Below are 12,325 nucleotides of genomic sequence, written 5' to 3' on the forward strand. Positions count from 1 at the left end.
CACAAATTTATTTTTGGCATAATCCGAAATCGTATCATCCATTACTTTTCTTCGATACTTCACGACTAACACAAGATGATAATACATCCAGAATACTGAATGATTGTTACTGTCTAATTTCATTGTTATAATACCATATTGAGGAAAAAGACAAAATAAAAAAACTTTGGGCTGTCGCCCAACCGAAATTCATCTCCCCCTTACCGTTGGGCTACGCCCTTCACACGCTTGAAGAGGAAGACTTCTTTCTGAAGAACGTTAAAAAGTGAGTGTGGATAGCCAGAATATCGGTCAATTTCTTCCCCATTTAAAGCAAATGTGTCAAAAAATTCTAGCTCTGATTTTTCTTTAAGCGCTTCTACCAAATGATTTCTAGCTTCGATCTGTTCTTGTATCAATTGTGTTTTCGAAACTCCCGATGAAGCATACTCGGAAGCTGGTTGATTAATCGCATCAAAAACAACACTTTCAAGCTTAGCGTCTTTCCTCATTTGAGGCATTAATTCCTCTAATATGTAATGATCCCAGTAAGTAATATGACTAATGATTTCTGCCGGTGTCCATTTTCCCTCATTAATTGGTGTAAAGAAGAGATCCTCATCTACTTTTTCTAATGCATTCACCCAACTGTTAAACTGTTCAAACTTCTCAATTAAATTAATTATCTCTTTCATCATGTCACTCCTTCAATTTCGATAACAATTTTTTACTATCTCATGCAGAAGTCTTATGTTAGTAGTAATTATGAATTGGATTCTTGGGTTCAAGTCAGTAACGCATAAGGAGCATCTATTTTAACAAAGATACTCCTTATATTATTTGTTTAATTAGCTAGCACTAAAAATGCGGTGAAACTGAGCGCATAAACTCCAAATAGGCCCACTGATATTCTAGCTAATTTTGAGTTTGCTGAAAAAGCGTTTTTGATTCCTTCCTGAAAAATACTCACAATAAAAACCGAAACTGACAAGAGAAAAGCTAACATAGCAATGATTAACGCAGCTTGTTCCAAGAAAATAACCTCCCTTAATGATATCCATCTATAAATAATATAGATATTGATTAAACTAACTAGAAGTAAAATCTGACTCATTCGAAAACCTAAGATCTCTTTTTCATGCAGTTCTATTTTCCAAGCATCTATTATGCCTAAAGGTAAGTCAATGACTACTTTAATCGAGCAATCGGTATGATTCAACAGTTCAAATAACTCATCTCCATATCGTTCTCTCCACTTTTTTGGATACAAATAGATGAACCACTTCATACTAACCCAAGCCTTTTTAACCCTAGCGTAGTTATTTTTTGCATTTCTTTAATTTGTTCACTTAAATATATCCGACCTGCTTCCGTCATTTCATAAGGCTTTTTTCGATTTTCTGATTCAAGAACACGTATATATCCTGCTTTCTCTAATCGTGAAATGGCACCATACAACGTACCTGGCCCTAATTTAATATTATAATTCTGTTCAATATCCTCCATAATCGCATAACCGTGGCGATTTTGTTCAGCAAGGCTGATCAAAATAAGTAACGAAGGTTCTGAAAACCTATTTTTTTTCATTTCATTACTCACCCTCCTTATTACGTATTGCGATATATCGTATAACGTAATAATAACTCATATGGAAGATAAAGTCAATAATATGTTACACATCTTTTAGTAAACAAAGTCAATCATCAATTGGAATTTTATGTTACGATTGAATGGAAAATACAAAACAATAGGAGAATGGAGATGTTAGAAACTTTATCCTTTATAGGTAACATATTTAATAATCAGAATATTACATGGGGAGTTGGTGGATCACTTCTGCTTCGTTTCCATCAATTAATTGATAAACCTAATGACATAGATATTTTGGTTGACCTAGATCATACAACACAAATGAATCAAATACTATCATTAATTGGTACCGAAAATTTAAAGCGACAGGTATCACCCAAGCGTTTTCGAGGAGGGATTAAAGCAACCTTTACCAGCTGACTTGAAATGTAAAATCATGCATTTACTTAAAAAGTGAATATTGTTAGCTATAAAAAAGTTTGGATTATTGAAATCCAAACTTTATCATAGCTACATACTCAATTCTTTCACTGTAATAGCTTGCGACAGCTTGTTCGTTTTACAATCCTGGAATTCTTCTTCATTGACTAAATCTATCTTCATTGCTGCTTCTAGTTTTTCTGTATCTGGTTGTTTTACTTGTAAGATAAAATCTTCTAAATTTAATTCTTCCAATTTTTGTACTGTCTTCTCTTGATTGTAATGAACAGAAGCACGAATGATGCGCTGTGCCTTATATTTACCTAGTTGTACTTCAGCTTTTTGTTGTTTTCCAAACTTGTCATCTAAGCAGTGGTGGATTTGTTTTTTAATCTGATTCATTTCTTTCTCTAATTCTTTTTTCTGAAGGTTTAAATCATAGTATTTCTTTAACATATCTTCTGATAGTTCAGAAGATTCTTCAACCTCTGTTGCCCTTGACATCAACATTCCCCCAGTTATTTTATGATTAATTCATTTATATGAGACGGGAGAAGATTTATGCGTATGTCGGGAACATCATATTAAAACACGGTGGAGATATCAACAAAAAATTATTATAATCTAGTTGAGGTGATAAACGTGTCGATAAAAGGACTAAATCATTTTTTGTTTTCGGTTTCTAACTTAGAAAATTCAATTGATTTCTACCAAAAAGTTTTTGACGCCAAATTATTAGTCAAAGGAAGAAACACTGCTTATTTCGATTTGAATGGTATGTGGCTTGCTTTAAATGTAGAAGAGGATATACCACGTAATGAAATAGATCAATCATACACACATGTTGCCTTTTCAATCGAAGAAGAAGATTTTGATAAAATGTACAAGAAACTACAAGATTTGAATGTCAATATATTGTCGGGTCGTCCAAGAGACCAACGAGATAAGAAATCTATTTACTTCACAGATCCTGATGGACATAAATTTGAGTTTCATACAGGTACTTTACAGGACAGATTGGCTTACTACAAACAAGAAAAGACACATATGGAGTTTTATGATTAGAAAGCAAAGCATAGAGCGTAGAACGAAAGAATATCAATTAATAAAAAAAGCTGAGACTAAATTAAAACTTCCGTGTTAAAGACGAATGATTCGAGGTAGAAAGTATAGCATATTAGATACATATTGCGAACTAAAGTGCGGACATTTAGTACGTTATTTGACTGAAAATTACCTAGTTTTCGATGTTAGCGGACATTGAATCCCTTATTTGCTTCATTTTGGCTTCCATTAGCAATATTTTCAATGAATAGCGGAATAGATATCCGCTTCCACGCTAAAAACGGAACTTTTGTCACAAATAACGGAACAAATGTCCGCACTCAGCTCAGATTTACTTGGGAGTAAAATATCCAAATGTATTTGCTGATTGATTTAAAATATACCGTACTATCATTTATCAGTAAAGAGTACATGAGAGTTATTCCAAATCAGAAGTACTCCTATTCACGAAAGCCTTTGTCATACTCCAGATATATCGTTCGAAAGCTAGATTACCAGAATACATCATATAAATTTTTTGCTAAAAGCGAGAACGTTACGATTATAAATATAGCACGGACATAACCACTCCCCCGACTAATAGCAAACCTTGCCCCAAACACTGAACCTGCAATACATGCAACAGCCATCGGAAATCCATATGCATAGTTTACTTCACCTAAAAAGATAAACATGATTAATGCTGCAATGTTACTTCCAAAGTTCAAAAACTTTGCGTTTCCTGCTGCTTTAATAAAATCCGCACCGATGATTAAAAAAGCAAATATGAGAAATGAACCTGTACCTGGTCCAAGAAACCCATCATAAAACCCAATTACAAAAATGGTAATGACAAATATAATAAAATTACGATTTGTTAGTTTCTTCTCTGCATAAATACTGCCCCAGTCTTTTTTGATCACAGTATAAAATGCTACGACACCAAGCATGATCAGCATCAGTGGTTTTAATACTTCAGGGTCAATCAAGTGCACTGTCCAAGCCCCAATCATTGCCCCAATAAAAACTAGTGGAAATAACTTATAGACAGATGATAAATCTAGTTTTCCCGACTTTAAAAATACGAAGGCACTCGTAAAAGACCCCATCGTCCCTACCAGTTTATTCGTAGCAACAGCTGCTGATGGATTCATTCCAGTTGATAACAATACCGGCAATGTGATAAGCCCACCACCTCCCGCAACAGAGTCAATGAAACCAGACAAAAATCCAAAAACGATCAAAATAAGTAATAAATAAATATCAAGTTCGGTCAATTTCTTGCCTTCCTTCCAATGGCTATGAAATAAATCCACCTGCCAACTTTAAATTTTGCACCACACCATTATAACGATTTATTTCTTATAAATAAATCTTCATTTTATTTGTCTGCTTAGACTCTTCAGAAGCATTTGTCGAGTTGATAGAATACTTGATTAGAATAAGAAATCCCTGCTTATCATTTGTAAACTTCCATGTTAAGCAGGGTAATTTTATATATAATAAGGATTCTATTGTAATTGACATATACTTGTTTAGCTCATTGTTTCTTGGTATTACACCAAGCCGGAATAAACGTTAACAATGTCTTCGTGAATTGAATCAACTCTTCTAGTTCTATTTTTTCATCAACTGAATGTGCTTCATGTAATTTACCTGGACCATAAATCGCGGTTGGTATACCTGCATCGCTAAACCACCCAGCATCTGTCACAGTCTTCGACATACCAACAAAAGGCTTTACCTGTTCGATATCCTGATGTGACTCTTCGAGAAGTTTAATGGCTGGATGCTCTGGATCAATCTCTGCAGAAGGAAAAATCTCACCACGATCTTCTATCATAGATTTTCCACCCCATTCAAAATGAAGCGGATTATTCTCAAACCATAAGTCGTCTTTAAGTGATTGATGGAGATATTCCTCTACTTCTTGCGAAACAATGCGATAATCTTCATGAGGATAAAAATGAACCGTAATCCAAAGGCGACATTCATCCGCAACAAAAGCTGCATGGCGCCCACCTTCTATAACAGCCGGATTAATAGTAGTTGTACCTTTTTTAAAGCCAGGGTACTCCTTTGTCTCCGCCCATTTCTTTTCTAAATTACGCAGGCTCTCGATGACTTTTGTCATTTTCTCAATCGCACTGGCACCCTCGCCTGTTTCATTTAATTCCGCACGCATTGCATCATGATAAACACGTTTACTTTTAACCGTAACCCAACCTGTGATTACACCACCTTGACCATGGATTTCACGATTACTGCCATCAACAACTAACGCAAAGTCAGCATTATATCCTTTTTCAATACAAGAAAGTGTTCCCGCTTCACCGACTTCCTCACCAATTACCGTCTGCAACTGCAAATCGCCTTTTAAGTCAATTCCCTCTTCATGTAATAGCTTAGTCGCAAACAAGGCACATGCAACAGCCCCCTTCATATCAGAAACCCCACGGCCATACAGATATTTACCTTTTTCAGTAAGAGAGAATGGAGGCACTGTCCAACTAGATTCATCCCCCACCTCCGCTACATCAATATGCCCGTTAATAATCAGGCTGTTATATGTATCAGAATCAGTTCCTTTCTTCATCCCGACAAGATTTGGATCATTCGGGAAGACATCCCATCGTTCAGTGTGAAAATCTAATTTTTCTAGATAATTCGCTATATACTTCTGAATATCAGACGTATTTCTAGCAGGAGGGCTAACAGTAGAAAAACCGATAAGATCAGATAAAATATGCTTTAATTCATCTTGTCTATCATCTACTAAATTGGTTAATGCTCTGTTCATTCGGCATTCACCGGCCAATCTTCTTTCTTTTCAACCATATCCCAAAACATATATTCAAATTGACTAGTCTTCACCACAATCTCTTCAAGTCTTGCTAATTCCTGCTCTGGCTTTCCTTCTGCAATTTGATTCATCAATTGTTTCGTTTCTTCCGCTAATTCGGTAAATTCATTAGAACTATACATTTCTACCCAACTGCTGTAAAAATTATCATCTAATGCACCTGGCCATTTAGCCAGTGATTTCCCAATAAAATTATAACTCCACTCACACGCTAGTACCGATGCAACCACATTTTCCACCCCACCACGCTGAGACAAATTCAACATATAACTCGTATACGCGGTAGTAATCGCAGACGCTTCTGTAGCTTCAAGCTCCTCTTTTGAAATACCGAATTCCGCAGCATAGTTACGATGCAAATCCATTTCCACATCTAAAACACCATGAAGCAACTTGGCAAAAGTCACCATTTTATCCAAATCTTCTGCTTTTGAACTCCCGATCGCAAACAACCTTGCATAATCAATCAGGTAGACATAGTCTTGCTTTAGCCAATGCTTAAACTTCTCCTGTTCCAGTGTGCCGTCACCTAATCCTTTTACAAAAGGATGTTCTAGATACGAATTCCAAACCGGTTCCACTCTGTTCCATAGACGATCGGTAAACAATGTAGTCATTTTTACACTCTCCCTTTTTAATGAATAGAAGTAGCCAGAGAAGTCATGAAAGTTGCCAGTAAAATTTTGAGATTGCATAATAAAAACCCATCACCAATGAAGGGAGATGGGTTAGTAATGTACAGACTTATCAAACAATCTATATAACTACCAATTCCACTTCCCTACGCTAGTTTTAACTAGATCAGGTTCAAAGGGTCGATTTCCTCTCTCAGCATCTACATGCTCCCCTAGCCGAATGGTTAAATTATTCAGTTTCCATTTTTAGTATACTAACAAATAATTGGAAATGCAAACACGATTAGATTTGCACTCATCAAACGTTTCATCAAAACCAAGGATTTCCATAGATTATTTATAGTTTAAATTGCCGTACTAGACTGTTTAATTTTTCTGCTAACTTAGCTAATTCCTCGGAATTGGATGATACTTCTTCCATGGAACTGCTTGCTTGTTGAGAAGATGCAGAAGTTTGCTCCACTCCTGCTGCAGATTGCTCTGATATCGAAGCTATTTCTTCAATTGAGCTATTGATTTCGTTACTTGAAGCTGACATATCTGAAAGATTTGTTGACACTTTATTTATACTAGTTACCATTTCGCTTATAGAACGATTAATTTGTTCAAAAGTTTTTCCTGTTTGTTTGATTTGGTTTGTACCTGCTTCTACCTCTCCATAACCTTCTTCTAATGATTGTGACACATTAGCAGATTCATTTTGGATATTAGAGACGATTCCTGTGATATCAGAAACCGAATCAGCTACTTGTTCGGCAAGTTTTCTCACTTCATCAGCTACAACAGCAAATCCTTTTCCATGTTCACCTGCACGTGCCGCTTCGATCGCAGCATTTAAAGCTAATAAATTGGTTTGCTCTGAAATATCTTTGATGACAGACACGAGCTTGGTAATCTCTTGGGACTGATCATCCAAACCACGGACTTTCTCTACAGCTTCTTGAACTATCATATGAATTCGTTCCATTTGTTTCACAGAATACTTCATCATTTCACTGCCATCTTCTGTTATATTTAGTACATTTGTAGATGTTGATTGGATTTGTTCACCATTTTCATTTGCTTCGTGAACTTTTTGGACAAATTCGCTCATTTTACTAGAGACATTTCCTGCAAGATCAGCTTGAGTTTCGGAACCAGACGCCAATTCTTGCATGGTGACAGCAATTTGTTCTGTTCCAGATTTCACCTCGTTGGCAGATTGATTTAATTCTTCACTTTGTGCACTGACAGTATCAGAAACTTCAGAAACTTGTCGGATCATTCCTTTTAGATAGTCACTCATTTTATTGATAGAACTTGACAATTGCCCGATTTCATCATTGGCTTGGTAATCTAACTGGTCTATTTGCAAATTACCTTGTGCTATTTCATTGCTGACAGACACTACTTTGGATAAGTTACGTGAAATGGTCCGGTTCACCAGACTAATGAGAATAATACTGATAATTAATGAAACTGCGATCGCAATGAACAGTGACGTTAATACCACCTTTTGACTTTCTTTTGCTCGACTGGAAGCCTCCCCCATCTCGTTATGTAGTAACTCTTTTAATTCATCTATATGTTCTACTGCTTGTAAGCGGAGTTCTTTAGCATTTTCTGCTCGACTAGCTGCCAAATTTTCGTTTCCACTGTTTATGTATGAAACAACTTCCTCAAACTCATTATTAAATGACTTATCTAAGACAGCCGCTTGCTGATATAATTCTTTCTGTTCGTTGGTATCCATACTCTCTTCTAATTCTGCATTCAACGCTGCTATTTGATCTTTAGACTCATTAAATTCATCAATTATTTCAGATGATGGATTCTCCATATATTGATAAAAATTGACTGCCTTAGCACGAATCAACGACGCCATTTCTGTAGCATTGACTGCATTCATTTCACTTTCTTCCATCGATTGTATATCAGATCTAATATTGTTTAGTAAGACACCTACTATAACTGTTGAAATGATAAACAACATCAATACTACACTTAATATAAATCCGTATTTTCTTCCAATTTTGATATTTTTATACCTCAACTTATCTAACCACCGCTTTTGCATAATTATCCCCCTGTAGATAGCCAACTTAATATCGCTTAAGTTTTTATGACTATATTATCATTACTTTTGGCATAATTCCACTTATCAATACTGATAAAAAGGAATCACAAATATGGTATTTGCTGACATACCTTAATGTTGGTGGGAGTTGATAGTAAATTATCCGTGTACTAAAAACAATGGCAAAAGAAATCCCATTACCAATGAAGGAAAATGGGTAGTAACATACAACTAATCGAACTTTATTTTTCAGCTAATTCACTATCAAAATCTAAAATTTGCTTTTCCTCAATCCCCCTAAAGTATTTAAGATCAAATGAGTCGCAATTAAAGATAAAAGGTATGCGATCATCGGGTCTTGCGTTCCTAATACAAAAGTCAAAGAAAAGAATAATAGTGTAGATATACTAAAAAGAATTATTAGATATAAACCAATACTCACCATAGTGATCATACTTAGCCTCCATTAACAGTTTACATTGATTCTACTATTTTAACATAATATTCCAACCTCATCACTGTCCTAGAATTTCATTAAAGAAAACAGACTAGAAACAGAAAGCGAATCAAGAGGTTAGTACCGATGTTGTTCACAGGACAAGATCGAAGTTAGAAAATAAAATCTGTTTCTTAGTATAACTTATCTAATGCCGATTTCGAGAACGGTTTAAAAATAGATTGCTTTTCAGATAATTCCATGATATTCTGTAAATATTTTGACGAAACATGTCGCCGAAATAATCTGATATTTAGCATTTATCTGATATTAATTAAAATAACGGAGGTTTAATATGTCATCACGAAGTTCATTAAGTGTCGTTACAGTAGGATTTATGTTATTTGCCCTATTTTTTGGTGCGGGGAACTTAATCTTTCCAGCACAATTAGGTCAAGCTGCTGGTGATAACTTATTTTCAGCAAACATCGGATTCATCATAACTGGGGTTGGATTGCCTGTACTTGCTGTTCTAGCATTAGGCATTTCAGGTAAAAGTAACTTACAATCACTTGCAAGTCAGGTTCATCCATTGTACGGTCTTATTTTTACCATTGCATTGTATTTAACAATTGGGCCACTGTTCGCATTACCAAGAACAAATACTGTTGCTTATGAAATAGGGATTATGCCGTTTCTAGAGAATCAATCAAACAATTGGGCGTTGCCTAGCTTTACCATTATTTTCTTTGGTTTATCATTATACTTCTCATTACAGGCAAAAAAGCTTGTAGATATCATTGGTAAAGTACTAACACCGCTCTTGTTGATTGTTATCTCAATATTAATCTTGGCTGCCTTTTTTAATCCGATTGGTATGATTCAGGAACCAACCGAGGCCTACTCGACAAACAGTTTCTTCAAAGGCTTTCAAGAGGGCTATTTAACCATGGATGTACTAGCAGCATTCGTATTTGGGATTATTATTATTAATGCCATGAAAGACCAAGGCGCTTCATCCAAAAAGGAACTGTTAGTTTCAACAATGAAAGCTGCACTAATTGCTGCAGTACTTTTAGCTATTGTATACTCCTCCCTTGCCTATCTTGGGGCAATTAGTACTACAGAGATTGGCTTTATGGATAATGGTGGAGCGATTTTAGCGGGAGCATCTGCATTCTATTTCGGATCATATGGAAAGATCATTCTCGGAATTATTGTGGTGGCTGCATGTTTGACGACAAGTATTGGACTAATTACGTCCTGTGCATCCTACTTTAATGAAATTGTACCAAATGTATCATACCAAGTATGGGCAATTATTTTTACATTATTTAGTGCAGTTGTTTCCAATTTCGGTTTAACTACTATTATAGAATTTTCTGTACCTGTCTTATCGATGCTTTATCCATTGGCGATGTGCTTAATGTTTTTAACATTCGTAAGCCCGCTTTTCAAAGGAAAAAGAGAAGTATATCAAGTAAGTATTTTCTTCACATTTATTGTAGCTTTGTTTGATGGCTTGAACGCAGCTGGTATAAAGATACAAATAGTGAACGAACTATTTACAGCTGTACTTCCTTTATATACGGTAGGACTAGGATGGATAATCCCTGCAATTGTGGGGGGAATACTAGGGTTGATTTTGAATTTCACGAGAAAAGTAGCTTAAAAATCATTTAAAAGAAAGTGCCTGTTCCTTATTAAGATCAAATCGTTATAAGTAAACAGGCACTTTTCATATCTGAATTATTCTTCAAACACAACTCGTGTATTTCCAATCATGTCATGAATCCCTTGCTTTTGGGCACCAAATGCGACAAACAGGTACAAAAAGACACCGATAAAAAACACACGGTGAATGAATCTTCCGATTATCTCGCGAAAGATTAGATCATTCCATCTAAGCGATTGACTATCCTCACGAATCACTCTTAAACCGAAGATCATTTTACCTAGTGTCTGGTTATAAAATTTTGTCATCAACAAAAAGTAAAGATAAAAAACGATCGAGCTAAGAATCCCTGTAACGGTCCAAAATCCGATATCCATCGTGAATCCATCGTTGATAAATTTAAATGGCACAAGTAAGATGCCGTTAATACTGAAAACAATAATTAAATCAACCAGGTATGCCCAGAATCGCATCCAAAATCCTGCATATCGAAATTTCATTGATTGCGTATTGGAATCATTCATTTGTTCTTCAGTCATTCCGACACCTCCTTATTGTGAATAGAGATACATGGCACGTGGCGCATTATTCTCTCGCAGTAAATCCTTAATACCAATTAAATCAGATTCTGATCTAAACATACTTTGAACAGTACCACCAAACCATTGATTAAAATTAAAGCCAGGCTCGTATTCAATCACTTGAGCATTTGCCAGATCATGATCTTCTCTCATGATTTCTATCGTATCATCTAAAGAACCAAGTTCATCAACGAGCCCTTCTTCTTGTGCTTGTGAACCAGTGTATACTCGCCCATCCCCTAATTCACGAACACGATCCTCGGACATCTCTCTTCCATCAACAATAACTTGCACAAACTCCGCATACATATCATCGATCATCGTTTGTAATATCTCGCGTTCATCATCTGTCATTTCACGAGACATTGACATAATATCCTTATATTCACCACTCTTAATCGTGTTAAAATCAATACCATGTTCATCAGCAAATTCGGCAAAATTAAAGCTTTCCATAATCACACCAATCGAACCAGTAAGTGTCGCATTATGTGCAACAATTTTATCAGCTGGGGCTGAAATATAATAGCCACCTGATGCAGCGGTATTGCCCATTGATACATAGATTGGTTTTTCGTATTGTTCTTGAATTTCCAGGATCTTATCATGAATTTCTGCACTTTCCACGACACCACCACCAGGTGTATTCACACGTAAGATAATCCCATTCACACGATTATCTTCACCAGCTTTGTCTAACATATCTAAAAAGCGTTGATGGTTATAAGAATTCGTATTAATTAACGTGCTTGGTGTCGTGTCTTGAATTACCCCATCTAAATGAAGTACTGCTATTTTATTGTTACCCGATCCTCTCTCAATCACCTTTTCACCGAATTTATCATCTGGATCTTGAAGATTAAGCATGTTCTCAAAATCAGCAGTTGCCATGCTTGAGAAAAACTGAAAGCCTATTGAAGCCAAAAATAGCCCTGCAGCAACAACTAAAGCAATCCAGCGTTTTTGGTTCATATGTATTTCCTCCTTTTTTATATGTAAATTTATCACTTTGCTAGTGATTAATACTCTTTTCTTGTATTCCTATG

14 protein-coding genes and 1 riboswitch are annotated in these 12,325 nt (G+C 35.7%); of the genes, 3 read left to right on the forward strand and 11 right to left on the reverse strand.

The window, feature by feature from the left end; translation table 11 throughout:
* The 4 genes from GH715_RS14755 to GH715_RS14770 form a co-directional block, all read right to left on the reverse strand.
* A partial coding sequence (locus tag GH715_RS14755) for a transposase (RefSeq protein WP_205601864.1) occupies positions 1-123 on the reverse strand: 123 nt, incomplete at its 3' end.
* A gap of 77 nt (positions 124-200) precedes the next feature.
* Positions 201-674, reverse strand: coding sequence for a DinB family protein (locus GH715_RS14760; protein ID WP_153836051.1), 474 nt, complete (start codon positions 672-674; stop codon positions 201-203).
* Between the two features lie 149 nt (positions 675-823).
* Positions 824-1,267 carry a hypothetical protein gene (locus GH715_RS14765; RefSeq protein ID WP_153836050.1) on the reverse strand — a complete coding sequence of 148 codons (444 nt, stop codon included), beginning with the start codon at positions 1,265-1,267 and terminating at the stop codon, positions 824-826.
* Positions 1,264-1,566: a PadR family transcriptional regulator gene (locus GH715_RS14770; RefSeq protein WP_153836049.1), complete on the reverse strand. Its 303-nt coding sequence runs from the start codon at positions 1,564-1,566 to the stop codon at positions 1,264-1,266. Before GH715_RS14770 ends, GH715_RS14765 begins: the two co-directional genes overlap by 4 nt.
* A gap of 174 nt (positions 1,567-1,740) precedes the next feature.
* Here GH715_RS14770 and GH715_RS14775 point away from each other — a divergent pair, with 174 nt between their 5' ends.
* Positions 1,741-1,989 (forward strand): nucleotidyltransferase family protein, encoded by a 249-nt coding sequence (locus tag GH715_RS14775; RefSeq protein WP_153836048.1) that lies wholly within the window; start codon positions 1,741-1,743, stop codon positions 1,987-1,989.
* Positions 1,990-2,079: 90 nt separating this feature from the next.
* On the opposite strand, the gene GH715_RS14780 is transcribed toward GH715_RS14775, so the two are convergent.
* Positions 2,080-2,493 (reverse strand): hypothetical protein, encoded by a 414-nt coding sequence (locus GH715_RS14780; protein ID WP_153836047.1) that lies wholly within the window; start codon positions 2,491-2,493, stop codon positions 2,080-2,082.
* A gap of 138 nt (positions 2,494-2,631) precedes the next feature.
* Between GH715_RS14780 and fosM the strand changes: the two genes are divergently transcribed.
* Positions 2,632-3,054, forward strand: a complete 423-nt coding sequence (gene fosM / locus GH715_RS14785) for a FosM family fosfomycin resistance protein (protein WP_163578682.1) — start codon at positions 2,632-2,634, stop codon at positions 3,052-3,054.
* A 491-nt stretch (positions 3,055-3,545) separates the two neighbouring features.
* Here fosM and GH715_RS14790 read toward each other — a convergent pair whose 3' ends face one another.
* The 4 genes from GH715_RS14790 to GH715_RS14805 all read right to left on the reverse strand — a co-directional run bounded on the left by GH715_RS14790 (position 3,546) and on the right by GH715_RS14805 (position 8,587).
* A complete protein-coding gene (locus tag GH715_RS14790; protein WP_153836046.1) occupies positions 3,546-4,310 on the reverse strand; it encodes a TSUP family transporter in 765 nt (254 codons plus the stop codon).
* 263 nt (positions 4,311-4,573) lie between these two features.
* Entirely contained in the window at positions 4,574-5,833 is a 1,260-nt protein-coding gene (locus GH715_RS14795) for an acetylornithine deacetylase (protein WP_153836045.1), read from the reverse strand.
* Positions 5,830-6,513 carry a thiaminase II gene (tenA, locus tag GH715_RS14800; protein ID WP_153836055.1) on the reverse strand — a complete coding sequence of 228 codons (684 nt, stop codon included), beginning with the start codon at positions 6,511-6,513 and terminating at the stop codon, positions 5,830-5,832. The genes GH715_RS14795 and tenA overlap by 4 nt, the downstream gene beginning before the upstream one ends.
* A 144-nt stretch (positions 6,514-6,657) precedes the next feature.
* A riboswitch (TPP riboswitch) is annotated at positions 6,658-6,755 on the reverse strand.
* A 113-nt stretch (positions 6,756-6,868) separates the two neighbouring features.
* The gene (locus GH715_RS14805; protein ID WP_153836044.1) at positions 6,869-8,587 is read right to left on the reverse strand and encodes a methyl-accepting chemotaxis protein; all 1,719 of its coding nucleotides are present in this window, start codon (positions 8,585-8,587) and stop codon (positions 6,869-6,871) included.
* Between the two features lie 791 nt (positions 8,588-9,378).
* Here GH715_RS14805 and brnQ point away from each other — a divergent pair.
* The gene (brnQ, locus tag GH715_RS14810) at positions 9,379-10,695 is read left to right on the forward strand and encodes a branched-chain amino acid transport system II carrier protein (protein WP_153836043.1); all 1,317 of its coding nucleotides are present in this window, start codon (positions 9,379-9,381) and stop codon (positions 10,693-10,695) included.
* 77 nt (positions 10,696-10,772) lie between these two features.
* On the opposite strand, the gene GH715_RS14815 is transcribed toward brnQ, so the two are convergent.
* Complete coding sequence (locus tag GH715_RS14815; protein WP_153836042.1) at positions 10,773-11,237, reverse strand: RDD family protein; 465 nt, start codon at positions 11,235-11,237, stop codon at positions 10,773-10,775.
* Positions 11,238-11,249: 12 nt separating this feature from the next.
* The gene (gene sppA, locus GH715_RS14820) at positions 11,250-12,251 is read right to left on the reverse strand and encodes a signal peptide peptidase SppA (protein WP_153836041.1); all 1,002 of its coding nucleotides are present in this window, start codon (positions 12,249-12,251) and stop codon (positions 11,250-11,252) included.
* Positions 12,252-12,325 lie beyond the last annotated feature (74 nt).

This window comes from Gracilibacillus thailandensis (genome assembly GCF_010994055.1).
Classification (GTDB): domain Bacteria; phylum Bacillota; class Bacilli; order Bacillales; family Amphibacillaceae; genus Gracilibacillus; species Gracilibacillus lacisalsi.